The sequence below is a fragment of the Pseudomonas anatoliensis genome (assembly GCF_017976235.1).
Taxonomy (GTDB): Bacteria; Pseudomonadota; Gammaproteobacteria; order Pseudomonadales; family Pseudomonadaceae; genus Aquipseudomonas; species Aquipseudomonas anatoliensis.
Window position 1 is genome coordinate 119,886 of the sequence record NZ_JACVHC010000006.1, and the last position, 18,995, is coordinate 138,880.

The window sequence follows — 18,995 nt, forward strand, 5'->3', positions numbered from 1 at the left end:
TTATCGAGTAACGTGCCGATCAATCTAGATTAAACGTTTCAGCAAGCGTATTTTCTACGTTTTAGACGCCTTTGGCCGGTTCTGCCGTGAAACCGCCAAAACTGCCCCTGAAAAGGATCGCGCAGAGCGCCTAAGCTGCAACTCATTCAAAACAATACCTGGCGCCATAAAACGCCAAAAAGGAGATCGCATGCTCGAGCTCACTATAGAGCAGATATCCATGGGCCAATCGGCTGTGGATAAACCCGCTGCTCTGCAATTGCTGGCCAGTCATCTGGTGGCCGATGGTCTGGTCGCCGACGGATACCTCGCAGGATTGCAGGCGCGTGAGGCCCAGGGCTCGACCTTTCTCGGTCAAGGTATTGCCATTCCCCACGGCACCCCCGAAACCCGCGAGCTGGTGTTTACCACGGGCGTGCGGCTGATGCAGTTCCCCGAAGGCGTCGATTGGGGCGATGGCCAGATCGTTTATCTGGCCATCGGCATTGCCGCCAAATCCGACGAACACTTGCGCCTGCTGCAACTGCTTACCCGTGCACTCGGCGAGACCGATCTGGGCCAGGCTCTGCGTCGCGCCAGCTCGCCTGAAGCGCTGCTGAAACTGCTGCAAGGCGCACCGCAGGAACTGGCGCTGGACGCGCAAATGATCGGCCTCGGCGTTTCCGCTGACGATTTTGAAGAACTGGTCTGGCGTGGCGCGCGTCTGCTGCGCCAGGCCGATTGCGTGAGCAACGGTTTCGCCGCGGTATTACAGCAAGTCGAAGCGCTGCCATTGGGCGATGGCTTGTGGTGGCTGCACAGCGAGCAAACCGTGAAACGTCCGGGCCTGGCGTTTGTCACCCCGGATAAACCGATGCGCTACCTCGGTCAGCCACTGAGCGGTCTGTTTTGTCTGGCCAGTCTCGGCGAGGCGCATCAGGCCCTGTTGGAACGCCTGTGTGCGTTGCTCATCGAAGGCCGCGGCCATGAATTGGGTCGGGCCACCAGCAGCCGTAAAGTCCTTGAAGTGCTCGGCGGTGAGTTGCCGGCCGACTGGCCGAGCGCCCGTATCGCGCTGGCCAATGCCCACGGTTTGCACGCGCGGCCGGCGAAGATCCTCGCGCAACTGGCGAAGAGTTTTGACGGCGAGATTCGCGTGCGCATCGTCGACGGTGAGGACAGCGCCGTGTCGGTGAAAAGCCTCAGCAAACTGCTCAGCCTCGGCGCCCGTCGCGGTCAGGTACTGGAGCTGATCGCCGAACCGAGCATCGCCGCCGACGCCTTGCCTGCGCTGCTCGCCGCCATCGAGGAAGGCCTCGGTGAAGAAGTCGAGCCGCTGCCCGCCGTGAGCCAGCAGCGCGAAGTCTTCGCCGACATCGCTGAAGTGCTGATCGCCCCGGCGTCCGGCACTCAGTTGCACGCGATCCCCGCCGCGCCGGGTATCGCCATTGGCCCGGCGCATATTCAAGTGCAACAAACCATCGAATACCCGTTGCGTGGCGAATCCGCCGCCGTCGAGCGCGAGCGTCTCAAGCAAGCGCTCAGTGACGTGCGCAACGACATTCAAGGTTTGATCGAACGCAGCAAAGCCAAGGCGATTCGCGAGATTTTCATCACCCACCAAGAGATGCTCGACGACCCGGAACTCACCGATGAAGTCGACACGCGCCTCAAGCAAGGTGAAAGCGCCGAAGCGGCGTGGATGGCGGTGATCGAAGCGGCCGCCAAACAACAGGAATCGTTGCAGGACGCCTTGCTCGCCGAACGTGCGGCGGATCTGCGTGACATCGGTCGTCGCGTGCTGGCGCAGTTGTGTGGGGTAGAGACGCCTAGCGAGCCTGAGCAGCCGTACATTCTGGTGATGGACGAGGTCGGCCCGTCCGACGTCGCGCGGCTTGATCCGGCGCGCGTGGCAGGGATTCTCACCGCGCGCGGCGGCGCTACCGCACACAGCGCAATCGTCGCCCGTGCACTCGGCATTCCCGCGCTGGTCGGTGCTGGCGCGGCCGTGCTGTTGCTGGCGCCGGGCACGCCGTTGCTGCTCGACGGACAACGCGGTCGTCTGCATGTCGACGCCGATGCGGCAACGTTGCAACGCGCCGTCGAAGAACGCGACACCCGCGAGCAACGCCTTAAAGCCGCCGCCGAACAACGCCATCAACCGGCGCACACCACCGATGGTCACGCCGTGGAAGTGTTCGCCAACATCGGCGAAAGCGCTGGCGTGATCAGCGCGGTGGAGCAGGGTGCGGAAGGCATTGGTTTGCTGCGCACCGAACTGATTTTCATGGCGCACCCGCAAGCGCCGGACGAAGCCACCCAGGAAGCCGAATATCGCCGCGTCCTCGATGGCCTCGCCGGGCGACCGCTGGTGGTGCGCACGCTTGATGTTGGCGGCGACAAACCGCTGCCGTATTGGCCGATCGCCAAGGAAGAAAACCCGTTCCTCGGTGTCCGCGGGATTCGCCTGACGTTGCAGCGTCCGCAGATCATGGAAGCGCAATTACGCGCCTTGTTGCGGGCCGCGGATAACCGGCCGCTGCGGATCATGTTCCCGATGGTCGGCAGCGTCGACGAATGGCGTCAGGCGCGCGACATGACCGAGCGCTTGCGCCTGGAAATACCGGTGGCTGATCTGCAACTGGGGATCATGATCGAAGTGCCATCCGCCGCATTGCTCGCGCCAGTACTGGCCAAAGAAGTCGACTTCTTCAGCGTCGGCACCAACGACCTGACGCAATACACCCTGGCCATCGACCGTGGTCATCCGACCCTGTCGGCACAGGCGGACGGCTTGCACCCGGCGGTGCTGCAACTGATCGACATCACCGTGCGTGCGGCCCATGCCCATGGCAAATGGGTTGGCGTCTGCGGTGAGCTGGCAGCCGATCCGCTGGCGGTGCCGGTGCTGGTCGGCCTCGGTGTCGATGAACTGAGTGTGTCCGGGCGCAGCATTGCCGAGGTCAAGGCGCGCATCCGCGAACTCAGCCTGACCCAGGCGCAAACCGTTGCTCAACAAGCCCTCAGCGTGGGCAGCGCCAACGAAGTGCGCGCATTAGTGGAGGCCCTGTAATGGCCAGGATTCTTACCCTGACCCTCAACCCGGCGCTGGACCTCACGGTCGAGCTGCCGATATTGGCGGCCGGTCAGGTCAACCGCAGCGACGAGATGCACACCCATGCTGCCGGCAAAGGCGTCAACGTCGCCCAAGTGCTGGCCGACCTTGGCCATCAACTGACGGTCAGCGGGTTTCTGGGTGAAGACAACCTGCAAGCATTCGAAACCCTGTTCGCCAAACGCGGTTTTGTTGACGCATTCATCCGCGTACCGGGCGAGACACGCAGCAACATCAAAATCGCTGAGCACGACGGGCGCATCACCGACATCAACGGCCCGGGGCCGATGGTTGATGCTGCGGCGCAACAGGCGTTGCTCGATCGTCTGGTGCAGATTGCACCGGGTCACGATGCGGTGGTGGTCGCTGGCAGTTTGCCGCGCGGCGTTTCTGCACAGTGGTTGCGTGAACTGATCGAACGGCTGAATCAACTCGGTCTGAAAGTCGCCCTCGACACCAGCGGCGAAGCGTTGCGCGCTGCGTTGCAGGCCAGGCCGTGGCTGATCAAGCCGAACACCGAAGAGCTGGCCGATGCACTCGGTTGCGAAGTGGTTTCCCGCGCGGCCGAGGTACAAGCGGCAGCGCATCTGCATGCTCAGGGTATCGACCATGTGGTGATCTCCCACGGCGCCGACGGCGTGAACTGGTTCAGCGTCGGCTCGGCGCTGCATGCCTCGCCGCCCAAGGTCAGCGTCGCCAGCACGGTTGGTGCCGGTGACTCGCTGCTGGCCGGCATGCTTCACGGTTTGCTCAGTGCCGATACGCCTGAGCAAACCCTGCGCACGGCCACGGCGATTGCTGCGCTGGCGGTCACGCAGATCGGTTTTGGCATCAACGACGCCGCGCAACTGGCGCAGCTCGAACAGGGCGTGCGCGTGCGCCCCCTGACAGAACAATAAGAGGGTTTGTCATGAAGTTAGCCATTGTTACGGCCTGCCCGAACGGCATGGTCACCAGTGTGCTGTGCGCCCGTTTGCTCGATGCAGCGGCCCAGCGTCAGGGCTGGAGCACCAGCGTCGAAGTGGTCGACGCTGCGCACCCCGAACGTGAATTGTCGGCAGCCACCATCGCGGCGGCAGAGTGGGTGTTGCTGGTCGCCACCGGCAACGTCGACATGACACGTTTTGTCGGCAAACGGGTCTTCCAGATTGCCCCTGCGCAAGCCCTGCAGGATGTCGAAGCGGTGCTGCGCCGTGGTGCTGAAGAAGCGCAAATCTACGTCGCTACCGAAGCTGTTCCCGCGGCTGTTGCGGCCCGTGCACCGCGCATCGTCGCCATCACCGCGTGCCCGACCGGTGTTGCCCACACCTTTATGGCGGCCGAAGCATTGCAGCAAACGGCCAAGCGTCTGGGCTATGACTTGCAGGTGGAAACCCAAGGCTCGGTCGGCGCGAAAACCCCGTTGAGCGCAGCCGCAATTGCCGAGGCTGATGTTGTGCTGTTGGCGGCGGATATCGAAGTCGCCACCGAGCGTTTCGCCGGCAAGAAAATCTACCGCTGCGGCACCGGCGTTGCCCTCAAAAAATCGGAAGACACGCTGAAAAAAGCGCTGGCGGAAGGCGTGCAGGAAAGCGCTGCCGGTGACGGCAAGGCACCGGCAAAATCCGAGAAAACCGGTGTCTACAAACATCTGCTGACCGGTGTGTCGTTCATGCTGCCGATGGTGGTGGCGGGCGGTTTGATGATCGCCCTGTCATTCGTGTTCGGCATCACCGCGTTCAAGGAAGAAGGCACGCTGGCGGCAGCGCTGATGCAGATCGGCGGCGAAACCGCGTTCAAGTTGATGGTGCCGCTGCTGGCCGGGTACATCGCCTATTCGATTGCCGACCGTCCGGGCCTGGCGCCGGGGATGATCGGCGGTTTGCTGGCGAGTACCTTGGGCGCCGGGTTTATCGGCGGGATCGTCGCCGGGTTTATCGCCGGTTACGCGGCGAAGGCGATCAGTCGTTATGTCGCGTTGCCGCAAAGCCTTGAAGCACTGAAACCGATTCTGATCATCCCGTTGTTCGCCAGCCTGTTTACCGGGCTGGTGATGATTTATGTAGTCGGCAAACCGGTCGCGGACATGCTCGCGGCGCTCACGCATTTCCTCGACAGCATGGGCACCACCAACGCGATTCTGCTCGGTGTATTGCTCGGCGGCATGATGTGCGTCGACCTCGGCGGGCCGATCAACAAAGCCGCGTATGCGTTCTCGGTGGGGCTGTTGGCGTCGCAGAGTTATGCACCGATGGCCGCGACCATGGCAGCGGGCATGGTGCCGCCGATTGGTCTGGGTATCGCCACGTTCATTGCCCGACGCAAATTCGCTCAGACCGAACGCGAGGCCGGTAAAGCGGCGTTCGTGCTGGGGCTGTGCTTTATCTCCGAAGGGGCGATTCCGTTTGCCGCGAAGGACCCGCTGCGGGTGATTCCGGCGAGCATTGCCGGCGGCGCATTGACCGGCGCGCTGTCGATGTACTTCGGCTGCAAGCTGATGGCGCCGCACGGTGGGTTGTTTGTGCTGGCGATTCCGAATGCGATCAACCACGCGTTGCTGTATCTGCTGGCGATTGTCGCGGGGAGTCTGTTGACTGCCGTTGTGTATGCGACGGTCAAACGCCCGGAAGCGGTGGAGTTGGCGCTGGAGCCGGTAAAAGCATAAAAGCAAAAGATCGCAGCCTTCGGCAGCTCCTACAGGGGATCGCGGTTCTCTGTAGGAGCTGCTGAAGGCTGCGATCTTTTTTGTCATCCCCGATTCATGATCTCGTGCTTAAGTTTTCCTTTTTCCAGGGAGAACAGCATGAGCGATTTCAATGTGGGTCGCCGGCGGGTCATGCAAGTGGTCGGGGCCGGACTGCTGATGCCCGGGTTGGCGCCGGCGGTCATCGCGTCGGTCAAGGATCGGCCGCAACTCACCGATGGCGTGCAGTCCGGCGACCTGCAAGGCGACCGCGCGATGATCTGGAGCCGCAGCGACCGCCCGGCACGCATGGTGGTCGAGTGGGACACCCGCAGCCAGTTTCGCAATCCACGGCGGATCGTTTCGGCGCTAGCGGATGTCCGCAGCGACTTCACCGCCCGCGTCGAACTCACCGGGTTACCCGCCGATCAGGCGATTTTCTATCGCGTGTATTTCAAGGACGCCCGCAGCGGCGTCGCCAGCGAACCCTGGCTCGGCCACTTGCGCAGCGCACCCTCGGCGCGGCGTGATATTCGTTTCGTCTGGAGCGGCGACACCGTCGGCCAGGGCTTCGGCATCAATCCGGACATTGGCGGCATGCGCATCTACGAAGCCATGCGTTTGCGCCTGCCGGACTTCTTTATTCACAGCGGCGACACCATCTACGCCGACGGCCCGGTACCGGCGCAACTGACCACTGAAAACGGTCGCGTGTGGCGCAACATCACCACCGAAGCCAAGAGCAAAGTCGCCCAGACCCTCGACGACTATCGCGGCAATTACCGCTACAACCTGATGGACGAGAACATCCGCCGCTTCAACGCCGAAGTGCCGCAGATCTGGCAGTGGGACGACCATGAAGTGGTCAACAACTGGTCGCCCGGCAAGCAACTCGACGAGCGCTATCAGGAAAAAGATATCCACACCTTGGTCGGTCGCGCGCGCAAGGCCTGGCTGGAATATTCGCCGATGCGTTTGCAGTCGGCTGACGCGGGCGGGCGAATTTATCGCAAGCTCAAGTACGGGCCGATGCTGGATGTGTTCGTGCTCGACATGCGCAGCTATCGCGAGGCCAACGACGACAACCTCGGCGCAGCAAAACCGTTCCTGGGGCGTGAGCAACTGGATTGGCTCAAGCGCGGGTTGAAGGCCTCGAAAGCGCAGTGGAAGGTCATCGCGGCAGACATGCCGATTGGCCTGGGTGTGCCTGACGGCGAGGTGAGCCCGGGTGTTGCGCGCTGGGAAGCCGTGGCGAACGGCGAACCTGGGCCGGCGCAGGGACGTGAACTGGAGATCGCTGAATTGCTCGGTTTTCTGCGGGCGCAGCAGGTGCGCAATTTCGTCTTCCTCACCGCAGATGTGCACTACTGCGCGGCGCATCACTATCACCCGGATCGCGCGGCGTTTCAGGATTTCGAGCCGTTCTGGGAGTTTGTCGCGGGGCCGTTGAATGCCGGGAGTTTCGGGCCTAATCCGCTGGATAAGACTTTTGGGCCGGAAGTGGTGTTCGAAAAGGCGCCGACGGCGCAGAACATGTCACCGTTTGCCGGGTTTCAGTTTTTTGGCGAGGTGAATATTGAAGGGCAGAGCGGGGAGATGAGCGTGGTGTTGCGGGATTTGAATGGGGTCAGTGTGTTCGAACAGAAACTGCAGCCAGTCTGAAACCCCCTGTAGGAGCTGCCGCAGGCTGCGATCTTTTGATCTTGGTTTTAAAGATGACAAGGTCAAAAGATCGCAGCCTGCGGCAGCTCCTACAGGGGAGTGGGGGTGTCAGTAAACATCGCGACGATAACGACCCTGCTCAATCAGGCGTTCAACTTCAGCTGCGCCGAGGATGTCATTGAGTGCCTGGTCTACCCCTGAAGCCATCCCTTGCAGGCTGCCACAGATGTAGATGACCGCACCCTCTGCCAGCCATTTCTTCAACTCATCCGCCGATTCCCGCAAGCGATCCTGCACATAAATCTTCTCTGCCTGATCCCGCGAAAACGCCAGATCCAGCCGCGCCAGATCGCCGTTGATCAACCACTCTTCCAGCTCCGCACGGCACAGGTAGTCGTGCTCACGATTGCGCTCGCCGAACAGCAACCACTGACGCTGCTGAGCATCAGCAATGCGCGCCTTGAGCAGGCTGCGCAGACCGGCCAGCCCGGTGCCGTTACCGATCAGGATCATCGGCAGCGGTTCATTCGGCAGGTGGAAACCGCTGTTACGGCGCACCCGCAAGCTGATGCTGCCGCCCACCGGCGCATGCTCGGTCAACCAGCCTGAAGCGATGCCAAGCGTGCCGTCGGCGTGCTGTTCCTGACGCACGATCAACTCCAGCACACCGTCGGCGGCAATCGAGGCGATCGAGTATTCGCGCATGGCCAAAGGCACCATCGCATCGACCAACGACTGCGCATGCAGGCCAACCAGATGCGCGCGGTGCTGGGGCAATTGGCGGGAGGCCAGTGCCACTTCAAGCGGTTCATCGAGGCCGTTGATTTTCACCGTCGTCTCGCCACGAATGCCGAGGCCGTCGAGGAAGTGCTCGATGACCCACGGGCAGTTGCGTGGCAGCACTTCGACCAGGTCGCCGGACAGCCAGCTGCTGGTGTTCGGTGCGCTCAGGCTCAGCAGATAAACCGGCGAACCGCTGCTGCCAGGGTTCATCAGTTCACGGCGCAGCAGCGTCCAGTTTTCGTAGGTCGGTGCCTGCCAGGTGTCGACCGGTGCCTGTCCGGTGAGCAAGCCCAGTTGAGTTTGCCAATGACGCAGGGCGTATGGGTCGCCGCTGTCGACTTCCACCGGGGCGAACAGGGTCTTGCCGCCGTGCTCGCTCAGCCACTGATGCAGGCGTCGGGCGAAACCGCAGAAGTGCTGATACTGCCGGTCGCCAAGCCCGAGGACGGCGTAGCTCAAGTTGTCGAGTGTCGATGCTTTGGCCAGCACCTTGCGCTCGAAACTACGGGCGCTGTCGGGGGCCTGACCGTCGCCGAAGGTGCTGACCACGAACAGCGCATTGCTCGATTCGCGCAGATCTTTTTCGCTGACATTCGCCAGCGGCTGCACTTTCACCGGCAACCCGGCGGCCTGCAATTGGCCAGCGGTCTGCCACGCCAGTTGCTCGGCGAAACCGCTTTGGCTGGCGAAGCCGATCAGCCACGCCGGGGCATCGCCGGCCGGCGGTTCGAAGCCTTTGCGCGCATCCTTGATCTGCTTTTTCTTACGGCGACGATCAAGGTACAGCAGCCATCCGGTGATGAAGAACAACGGCATGCACACCGCCGCGACAGTGATGATGATCCGTCCGACGAGGCCGAAATAGCTGCCGACGTGCAGTGCGTAAATGCTGGTCAGCAATTGCGCCTTGAAGCTCTTGTCGGCATAGCGGTCGACACGTTTGACGATGCCGGTGGCCGGGTCGAGGGTGATCTGGTTCAGCGCGCGATCATGCGGCGAGCTGTCGAGCAGGTAGAACACCGTCGCCGGTTGGCCAGCCACGGGCGGCATGCGGATGTTGTAGGCAGACAGGCCTGGACCGGCAGCGCTGTAGATGCTGCTCCACATCGCTGAGTAGTCGGCGATGGGTGCCGGGCCTTCCGGCGCTGGGCCACGACCGCCGCGCACACGCTCGTTTTGCGGAGCGTCGGAAAGCAGTCTGGTCAGGCCTTTGTTGTACCACTCGTATGACCACGACAACCCGGTCAGCGCCAGCAGCAGATACACCAACAGGCACCACGTGCCGGCCACCGAATGCAGGTCCCAATTAAAGGCGCGGCCCTTCTTCTTCCAGTCCAGAGTCAGCCACACGCGCCAACTGTTCCACTGCCGAGGCCAGCGCAGGTACAGGCCGGAGAGGCAGAAAAACACCAGGATCAGCGTGCAGGCTCCGGTGATGTTGCGCCCGGTGTCGCCCATGGCGAGGAAGCGGTGCAGTTGCAACATCAGCCCAAAGAAATCCTGGCCGACGGCGTTGCCCATGAACTCGCCGGTATACGGATCGAAGTAGCGCATTTCGCCGCGACGTTCACCCTTGGGCGGGGTGAAGAATACTTTCGCCGCGTGGCCGCTTTCGGTCTCCACCGACAGCATCGAGACTTTCTTGCCCGACGTGGCTTCGATGCGCTCTACCAATTCAACGGGCGGCAGCACGCCGGCGACCTGTTTTTCCACTTGCAAGACCGAGGGGTTCAGTGCCCGCAGGATTTCGTCCTGAAACGAATAGGCCGCGCCGGTGATGCCCATCAGGGCCAGCACCAGCCCTGCGGTGATGCCAAAAAACCAGTGCAACTGGAACAGGGTTTTCTTCAACACGTCACTCGCCGTCCGTTCGGAAATTGTCATCACGGCGCGCATTATGCCGTGGGTTGTCGAGAAGCTTCTTGATTACGCACAAAAGCCCCGTTCAATCGAATGAACGGGGCTCGCTGTTCTGTAGGAGCTGCGGCACGCTGCGATCTTTTGATCTTTCTTTTCAACAGCAAAAACAAGATCAACAGATCGCAGCGTGCCGCAGCTCCTACAGGTTTTAGAAGTGGAAATTGGTGCTCAACAGTGCCGTACGGCCCGCTGCCTGGCTGGCGAAGTGGGTCGAGAAAGCTTTGTCGTAGTAGGTTTCATCGGTCAGGTTCTGCACGTTGAGTTGCAGGTCGACGTTCTTGGTCAGCTTGTAGGCCGCCATCGCGTCGTAGCGAACGTACGAATCAACCATGGTGGTGTTGGCCACGTTGCCGAACACGTCGTCGACATAGAACGCGCCGCCACCAATCGTCAGCTTCGGCGTGACCTGGTAAGTGGTCCACAGGCTGGCGCTGTTTTTCGGTGTGTTAGGCAATTGGTTGCCGTCGGTGGCGCGGTTCAGCGGGCCGCCATCAACCTGTTCGCTATCCATGAAGGCGTAACCGGCGAACACCTGCCACTTGTCAGTGAGCTTGCCGCTGGCCGACAGCTCGACACCTTGCACGCGGGTCTTGCCAGCGTTCTCGTACGAGGTGGTATCGACTTGCACGCGGGCGTTTTCTTTCTCGGTGCGGAAGATGTCAGCAGTCAGCGACAGGCGATCATTGAGCAAGTCCCACTTGGTGCCGATTTCGTAGTTCTTGGTGGTTTCCGGCTCCATGTCACTGCTCAGCAGATTGCCGGCGCGATCTCTGCTGCCGCCCAACGGGTTGCCGTCCATGCCTTCACCGAGAGTGTTGCCCGGTGGTGTGGCCGAGGTGGCGTAGGAAGCATAAATGCTGCCGTTTTCCGCAGGCTTGTAAACCACGCCGAACTGGCCGGTAACGAACTCGCTGACATCATCGCCCTTGGCCGTGGTAGCGCCGGCGGCGGTGTAGGTCTTGTACTCAGTGTCGAAGTGGTCATACCGCAACCCCATGTTCACCAGCCACTGCTCGGACAACTCCAGGGTGTTGAACGCATACAACGCGTAGGTGTTGGCCTTGGTGTCGGTGCCGGCGTAGTTGCGCGAGATCGCGCCATTCCATGGATCGTTCGGGTTCGGATTCGACAGCGAGGTGCAGTTGTAGCCGCTTGCTGCACCAATCAATCCCGGGTTGCAGTTGGTGGTCACGGCGCTGGTGCGCGGCGTGGTGTCGGTGTTGACGTTGTACGAAGACTTCTGGCTTTCCTCACGGGTGTATTCGACACCGGTTGAGAAGCTGTTCTTGAAGCCGGCGACATAGAAATTGCCGAACAGGTCAGTCTGGTTGGTGGTGGTCTCGGTGTTGCTGACCCGCGTATTCGCCCGACGCCAGACGCTACCGTTGTTGACGTTGCCCTTGCTGTCGTCCGGCTGGGTGAGGATGTAATCCTGCATGCTGGTGCCGTGACGCAGGGTGTTCTTGATGGTCAGCGAGTCGTTCAGGTCATGCTCGATGGCGAACGTCGCGGTATCGGTGCGGCCCTTGCGGAAATCGCGATCCAGACCGTAGAAGTTGCTGTCGTCGCCACCGGCATACGGCTTGTCCGGATTGGACTTGGTGCGTGGGCTCGAAAAGCTGTACGGGATGCCCGAGTCCGGCGTGTCGTTGCTTTCCAGATGGTAGTAATCGAGGTTGACGCGGGTGTCGGTGCCCAGACCAAAGGCCAGGGAAGGCGCGATGCCCCAACGGTCGTAATCGACTTTGTCGCGACCGGCGACGTTGCTTTCGTGGCTCATCAGGTTCAGACGGCCAGCAGCGGTGTCGCTGAACTGGTAGTTGCCGTCGAGGGTGTAACGCTGGGTCTGGTCGGAGCCCCAGGTGAAGCCACCGTCGAACGAGTTACCCAGATGAGCCTTCTTGCTCACCAGGTTGATGCTGCCGCCCGCCGCGCCGCGACCGCCGATAGCGGAGTTCGGGCCCTTGCTGACTTCAATGTTCTCTACGGCGAAGATTTCGCGGCTCTGCGAACCGGTGTCGCGCACGCCATCCAGGTAAGTGTCGCCCTGGGCGTCGAAGCCACGGATGAACGGACGGTCACCTTGTGGGTTGCCACCTTCACCGGCGCCGAAGGTGATGCCCGGCACGGTGCGCAGGGCGTCCTGCATGTTCAGGGCGCCAGTGTCCTTGAGGACTTGCTGCGGAATGACGGTGACCGAGCGCGGCGTGTCGATCAGCGGCGCGGTGTACTTGGGCGAGGAGGCTTTCTCGACCTGGTAGGACGTCGCGTCCTGCGCTTCGCCAGTGATGGCGGTGGCGTCCAGGGCGATGGCATTGCCGGAAGCTTTGCTGTCGGTCTTTTCGGCGGCAAACACCATGTGGCCGGCGGAACCGGCGGTGATTGCCACGCCAATTGCAGAGGCGAGCAGACGTGGTGAACTGACCGGTAATTGTGCGAGTTGACGTGCCATTTTTATTCCCCTCCCCAAGGATTTGAGGCGGCGGAATATAGGGTAAACAGGTATTCGTATCAATTGCGAAACATTGTTATTCGCACTGAATTTACATTCTTTACAATTTGGCCTTACGGTTTTCGCCTGTTCATTCGTCTTGCAGGTTTTACACAGACAATAAGAATCAATACCATTGCCGCCTCTTTGCCATCAGGTGACATTGCCATGCTGCTGCACATCCCCGGTCTGTTTGAAAAAGACGAAGTGCAGCGCATTCGTGAGGCGCTGGAACAGGCAGACTGGGCTGACGGCAAAATCACCGCCGGTTATCAATCGGCCAAGGCCAAGCACAATCTGCAACTGCCTGAAGGCCATCCGCTGGCCAAGGAAATCGGCGCGGCAATGCTCGAGCGGCTGTGGAAAAATCCGCTGTTCATGTCCGCCGCACTGCCGCACAAAGTCTTCCCGCCGTTAGTGAACTGTTACACGGCCGGTGGCAGTTTCGACTTCCACATCGACAATGCCGTGCGCCAGCCCAAGGGCAGCATCGAGCGAGTGCGCACCGACCTGTCGGCCACGCTGTTTTTCAGCGAGCCCGAGGATTACGACGGCGGCGAACTGGAGATCCAGGACACCTTCGGCACCCAACAAGTGAAACTGCCCGCCGGCGACATGGTGCTATACCCCGGCACCAGCCTGCATAAAGTCAACGCGGTCACTCGCGGCGCGCGTTACGCCTCATTTTTCTGGACACAAAGTCTGGTGCGCGAAGACAGCCAGCGTGCGTTGTTGTTCGAGATGGATGGGGCGATTCAGCAACTCACGCAAGACATGCCTGATCACCCTTCGCTGATCCGCCTCACCGGCACTTATCACAACTTGCTGCGGCGCTGGGTCGAGGTATGAGTTTTCAGCTGCGTCGTCAGGAAGTCCTCGACGGCGAACAACTCAACGCCATGCTCGAAGAAAGTCCGGCCCGTGCGGCGCAGGCTATTTTGCTGGCGGCGGGCGAGGGCGTTGTCGAGGCGCAGGCGTTGCTCGGGCAGATCCTGCTCGATGGTCAGGGGATCGCGCAGGATCAACCCTTGGCGCTACGCTGGTTTGGTATCGCTGCTCGGCAAGGGCATCTGATGGCGCGCAACATGCTCGGCCGTTGTAACGAACATGGTTGGGGCTGTGAGGCGGATGCTGCGGTTGCGGTGCAGCACTATCGAATTGCCGCCGAGGCCGGGCTGGACTGGGCGATGTACAACTTCGCCAACCTGCTCGCTACGGGTCGCGGCATCGCCGAGAACCAGGCGCAAGCACTGATCCTGTATCAGTGTGCTGCAAAGCTGGGCCACGCCAAGTCAATGAATTTGTTGGGCCGCTACCTGGAAGACGGACGCCATTGTCCGCAGGATTCACTGGCCGCGCGTGATTGGTATCGCCGTGCGGCCGAGGGCGGTGATTTTCGTGGGCAGTTCAGTCACGCCGCGATCCTCGCCGACGATGGCCAGATCGATGATGCCCTTGTCTGGCTGCGCAAAGCGCTGGCGGGGGGCAATGCAAACTTCCTGCGAGTCGCCGGCGAGTCGCTGATGAATGCACCGCACTTACGCATTCGCGCAATGGCCGACGCTTATAAGTTGCGCTTGTCGCAGTTGATGGAATCGTAATGAGTTGGTTTTATCGTTAGTTGTTTTAATAGGGTGGGTGATGCGCCCGGGCGTTAACGGCTTGGCTAAGTAGTTATGCTGTCTTGATTGCTAATATTTAAGCGCTTGTTAGTTTTTATCTTGTTGTCCTAAGGTTGTTTTGCGATATCCGTGGTTGAGTTGATTTAAAACTCGACAAGGTCGAATCGCGATTGACTTTAATAAATATTCAAAGCAGACATGGAGTCTCTTATGGAATTCAGGATAGATAACAAGATTGTTGAAAATGCCGCGAAAGCACCTGTCGTATTTATCAGTGCCTCGCTCGGTGAAGGTGATGAATACAATCGAGATACCGGTATTCAGCTAACCAAAGAGCAGATTATCAGTTTAAGGAAGTATGAGGTTCTAGGGCTGTCTTTGCCCGTGCGCTTGCAGGATGTTATTGCATACTTGAACTACGGCGCAGGTGATAGCGGCGGCATCGGTCTCAAGCCGGCAGACTTTCTGCGTACATTTAACACTACTTATGATCACGCCAGACGTTGGTCGCCGTTGCGTGAACAAATCATGCTTACGGGCACCGATCTGAAGATTTTTGCCGGCAATATCATCCGGATAGGCAGCGGAATAGTCGAGATCTATGAAGATTTGAAAGTGTCCAGATACCTGGAAGAACACAATATAAATACCCCTGAGCAGTATCTGGAGCTCAAGAGGAAGATACCTGGTCTTCCTGATCTCGACTTGCCGGAGGACGATGTTCCGGAGATAAAAAAATACCTTAACGACATGCTTGCCTATGTCAGGCAAAGCCATCAGAAAGCTGAACGGGTCCGTGAACAACTGGACAGTTTTGGCACTGATATGCGCGAGAAAGTGTTGCCCGAGATCAAGTTGCGTCTGGAGTTTGTTTCGAGGAATACCTATCAGGCGGACATTAAGGTGCTGCAAGAGGAGATCGACCAACGCTCGAAGGAGATTGATGAACTCAATAAACAATATGATCAAATGGTTCAAGAAGCCATCAAGTCTGCTGTGTCCTCTCCCTTCGCAGGATTGATCCTCGCTATCTATCAGGGCGTAAAGGCAGAAGAGATCCGCAAGGAGCGCAATAAACTCAAAGGCGAACAACAGGCTGCCAATCAGAAAATGGCCAGTAAGAGCCAAACATTGACTTCTTTAAACAAGATACGGGATGACTTGCAAAACCTTGACTATGTAGCGATTGAGGCTGAAGTTGCAACTCAAAACCTCATGTTGGTATGGAATGCGTTGAGTACTTATGTCACGGCATCCCTCAAAGAGGTCGATTCGCTGCATGAGGCCACGTCGTTGCGCAAGTTCAAGAATCAGATCATCTCCATTATCGATCCGTGGGGATATATCAGAACCAGTGCTGATCAACTGCTTGGCGTGTTTGCAGCAGCGGATAAAGAGTATGGAAACACCTTTCGATCGTTCAGGAGTAAGACAGTAATGCTTTCGGCACAAGATAATACAAGTTCGGAACTGGATGTGGTGGCTCTGCGTCGTCATGCACTCGAGGTGAGTAGAGTTAATACCACGGCGCAAATGCTATTTGCACAGTTCAATTATCTGCCAGGCACAGTCGGCGCCATGAACGATTTGACCGTTGCAATTCAGAAGGCGACGTTTGATATGCGTGATCGGGCTGGGGCGACGATCATCCATTTACGGCAATCGCTGAGCAAGTTGAAAAACAGTCAGGCCGATCTCGGTGATCCTAGGGAAATGGATGAAATTCATGCTGAGATGGAGACGGAACTAGGAATTATCTTCAACACAATCTCCGAACGATCTCAAGATTTTGAAGATACCCGCAATAGTCTAAGTAAAGCTTATGACCGGGCCACTTCTCAACAATGGATTGCAACACTGCAACGGGATCTGGATGTAACGGAAGCACTCAAGGTCAAATCCGAAGAGAAATTGACCGGTCTGGAAGAACAGATGAAATCGGTATCCGAAGGGATCGACTTGATCGCGAAGGCCGGTGTGGAAAAGATCGGCGAGGAAGCGCAATTGACGCTGGATAATCTGAAAGCCCTGGGTTTGGCACCGCCGCAGATTCAAATTGCAATGCTGGCGATCGACAGCCTGAAAAAAATCATCTCCGGTATTGGTGAAGCGATCTCGTTCATGAACATGCTGGATGCTTACAACAAGCTCAGGGATAAAGCCGCTGACTTGCGGGGCCAGTTGAAGAAATACAAAAGCGATATCGCCCGGATAGACGGGAAAATTCAATTGGTCAACGCTCTGGATCAACTGGACGAGGGGCGTTGGCGTTATGTGAACGAGTACTCGAATCTGGTTACTGGTTTTGAATCGTTCCGCCGAGACTTCAGGCAGGACAAGTCACAACCTGTCGAGGAGCGGGCTGATACCGCGATTGCCCGGATCACCGACGTCGTCAGGTATCTGAAGGCTGTTCAATCATAAGGAGTGGGGCGGTGGGCTGCGCGCCCATCGCTTCTTGAATAGTTATGGACATACTTTCCTATGACCTTTCTGCTGCGCAGCGGCGCGTGCTGGATCGCTATACAAGGTTTCTCGGCTCTCTTCACACGACCATCAACAACATCCCGGTGGTATTTGCCCGTCGAAAAGCCAGCGGTCATGCACTCGCGGTGTTGGCCGGTGATTCGCGTCTGAACAATGCCCGATTCAATGAGCGCTATTTGCAAGAACTCTGGGGGCGCACAGAAGAAGCCCGGAATCTGTGCAGTGCTTACGTCGCAGACCTCACTATGTTTGCGCAAGAAACCCGGGAAATAACCAGTCGTACTTCGAGGAATGAACCCCTCAGTCAGGTGGATTTCAAGTGGTACAGTTTGTCCCGGTCGCCGACCTGGAGGCTGTTTGCGCCTAACGATGTACCCGATCTGGTTCACGAATTGGTACTGCGGTTTTATCAAATCAGAGCGATGATTCAACAACTGAAATATACAGTCGCCGAGGTGCATGACGAGTCCTTTGGGCTCAGGTCGGTATTTACCAAGGCAATGGATCATCGCTCCTGCCAGTGCCATGCCCAGCCAACGGTTGTCCAGGAATTGTTCCGGGAAGCCCGCACTACGCCGTTTTGGGATATCACTTATTCTTCCGCGAATGCAGTGATTCGGGCCGCAGAATACAAAACTGATATTGGCACTTTGTTCAATGGACTGGCGTCCGTGAGTTCGCAAGTCGGTATGTTTCTTGAGGCGACGGGATCGTACATGGACACTGCGATCAATGAGTTATCAAGGGCAGAACGCGTGTCGAAACTGGGCGAGTTGAATTTCAGACTAGCCGCGACCACGGCATTGGCTGACGAGTTCATGGCCATGGTTAACCAGCTTGAGACTTGGCTGCGCAAATAAAAAAAGGCCCATGCATGGGCCTTTTCATTTAAAGCGTCAGTTAAAGGTAATACGACTTCAGCGGCGGGAAGCCATTGAACTCAACCGCGCTGTAACTGGTGGTGTACGCACCGGTCGACAGCCAGTACATGCGATCACCGATCGCCAGGTTCAGCGGCAGGCCGTACTTGTAGTTCTCGTACATGATGTCGGCGCTGTCGCAGGTCGGGCCGGCGATGACGACTTCTTCCATCTCGCCTTTCTTCTCGGTCCAGATCGGAAACTTGATCGCTTCGTCCATGGTTTCGATCAGGCCGGAGAATTTGCCCACATCGGTATAAACCCAGCGTTCAACAGCGGTGCGCGACTTGCGTGCGACCAGCACCACTTCGCTGACCAGAATACCGGCGTTGGCAATCAACGAACGGCCCGGCTCCAGAATGATTTCCGGCAGGTCATCACCGAAGTCTTCTTTCAGGAAGCGAATGATTTCTTCGGCGTAGGTTTCCAGGCTGTTGGTGCGGGTGATGTAGTTGGCCGGGAAGCCGCCGCCCATGTTGATCAGCTTCAGTTCAATGCCGTCTTCTTCTTTCAGACGCTCGAAAATTACTTTGACCTTGGCGATTGCCGCGTCCCACACGCTGATGTCGCGCTGCTGCGAGCCAACGTGGAACGAGATGCCGTAAGGCACCAGGCCCAGGTCGCGGGCGAGGATCAGCAGGTCCATGGCCATGTCGGTCTGGCAGCCGAATTTGCGCGACAAAGGCCAGTCAGCGGTGGTCGAGCCTTCGGTGAGGATGCGCACGTAGACTTTCGAGCCCGGCGCAGCCTTGGCGATGTTGCGCAGGTCGGCTTCGGAGTCGGTGGAGAACAGACGCACGCCCTTATCAAAGAAGTAGCGAATGTCCTTGGATTTCTTGATGGTGTTGCCGTAGCTGATACGGTCGGCGCTGACGCCGCGATCCATCACTTTGTCGAGCTCGTAGATCGAGGCGATGTCGAAGCTCGAACCTTTCTCTTTGAGCAGGTCGATGATTTCGACGGCCGGGTTGGCCTTGACGGCGTAGTAGACCTTGGCGAATTCAAAACCGGCGCGCAGGTCATCGTAGGCCTGGCTGATCATCGCGGTGTCGATCACCACGAACGGGGTTTCTTGCTTGTCGGCGAACGCCTTCATTTTGTCAAAAGTGGCGCGCTCGAAATAATCTTCGACGTTGATCGACATGCTGGGAACTCCTAAGGGCAAACAATAATAAACATGGGTAAAAATGAACGTCCTCCGTATCCCCACTTTGGTTCGCCTACTTCCCAAGGCATGTCGCCGAAAGCAAAAAGGCCATGGGAAATGCAGCTTCTTTCCCTTGGCCTTGCTGTCTCGTCGTCAGTACTTGAGCCGGATGGATCGTTTCCAGCATGGACGTTCGGCGCGAACTTT

At 58.7% G+C, this 18,995-nt stretch carries 11 protein-coding genes; 8 read left to right on the forward strand and 3 right to left on the reverse strand.

Annotated features, from left to right (window positions below):
* The first annotated feature begins 190 nt into the window (after positions 1-190).
* The 4 genes from ptsP to ICA16_RS20215 all read left to right on the forward strand — a co-directional run bounded on the left by ptsP (position 191) and on the right by ICA16_RS20215 (position 7,418).
* Positions 191-3,052: a phosphoenolpyruvate--protein phosphotransferase gene (gene ptsP, locus ICA16_RS20200; RefSeq protein WP_210701358.1), complete on the forward strand. Its 2,862-nt coding sequence runs from the start codon at positions 191-193 to the stop codon at positions 3,050-3,052.
* Entirely contained in the window at positions 3,052-3,993 is a 942-nt protein-coding gene (gene pfkB, locus ICA16_RS20205; protein ID WP_210554504.1) for a 1-phosphofructokinase, read from the forward strand. Before ptsP ends, pfkB begins: the two co-directional genes overlap by 1 nt.
* 11 nt (positions 3,994-4,004) lie before the next feature.
* Positions 4,005-5,738, forward strand: coding sequence for a PTS fructose-like transporter subunit IIB (locus ICA16_RS20210; RefSeq protein ID WP_210554505.1), 1,734 nt, complete (start codon positions 4,005-4,007; stop codon positions 5,736-5,738).
* 138 nt (positions 5,739-5,876) lie between these two features.
* On the forward strand, positions 5,877-7,418 hold the full coding sequence (locus tag ICA16_RS20215; RefSeq protein ID WP_210701359.1) for an alkaline phosphatase D family protein: 1,542 nt from the start codon (positions 5,877-5,879) through the stop codon (positions 7,416-7,418).
* Between the two features lie 108 nt (positions 7,419-7,526).
* Here the strand turns inward: ICA16_RS20215 and ICA16_RS20220 are convergent, their stop codons facing one another.
* Both ICA16_RS20220 and ICA16_RS20225 read right to left on the reverse strand, forming a co-directional pair.
* A complete protein-coding gene (locus ICA16_RS20220) occupies positions 7,527-10,055 on the reverse strand; it encodes a PepSY domain-containing protein (RefSeq protein WP_210701511.1) in 2,529 nt (842 codons plus the stop codon).
* Between the two features lie 214 nt (positions 10,056-10,269).
* Positions 10,270-12,573: a TonB-dependent receptor gene (locus tag ICA16_RS20225; RefSeq protein WP_210554507.1), complete on the reverse strand. Its 2,304-nt coding sequence runs from the start codon at positions 12,571-12,573 to the stop codon at positions 10,270-10,272.
* Positions 12,574-12,780: 207 nt separating this feature from the next.
* Between ICA16_RS20225 and ICA16_RS20230 the strand changes: the two genes are divergently transcribed.
* The 4 genes from ICA16_RS20230 (at position 12,781) to ICA16_RS20245 (ending at position 17,581) form a co-directional block, all read left to right on the forward strand.
* Positions 12,781-13,461 (forward strand): Fe2+-dependent dioxygenase, encoded by a 681-nt coding sequence (locus tag ICA16_RS20230; RefSeq protein ID WP_100846263.1) that lies wholly within the window; start codon positions 12,781-12,783, stop codon positions 13,459-13,461.
* Positions 13,458-14,213 (forward strand): tetratricopeptide repeat protein, encoded by a 756-nt coding sequence (locus tag ICA16_RS20235; RefSeq protein ID WP_210701360.1) that lies wholly within the window; start codon positions 13,458-13,460, stop codon positions 14,211-14,213. The genes ICA16_RS20230 and ICA16_RS20235 overlap by 4 nt, the downstream gene beginning before the upstream one ends.
* Before the next feature lie 231 nt (positions 14,214-14,444).
* Positions 14,445-16,658 (forward strand): alpha-xenorhabdolysin family binary toxin subunit A, encoded by a 2,214-nt coding sequence (locus tag ICA16_RS20240; protein ID WP_210701361.1) that lies wholly within the window; start codon positions 14,445-14,447, stop codon positions 16,656-16,658.
* A gap of 44 nt (positions 16,659-16,702) precedes the next feature.
* Positions 16,703-17,581: a hypothetical protein gene (locus ICA16_RS20245; RefSeq protein ID WP_210701362.1), complete on the forward strand. Its 879-nt coding sequence runs from the start codon at positions 16,703-16,705 to the stop codon at positions 17,579-17,581.
* Between the two features lie 40 nt (positions 17,582-17,621).
* Here ICA16_RS20245 and ICA16_RS20250 read toward each other — a convergent pair whose 3' ends face one another.
* A complete protein-coding gene (locus ICA16_RS20250) occupies positions 17,622-18,785 on the reverse strand; it encodes a type III PLP-dependent enzyme (protein ID WP_150617111.1) in 1,164 nt (387 codons plus the stop codon).
* Positions 18,786-18,995 lie beyond the last annotated feature (210 nt).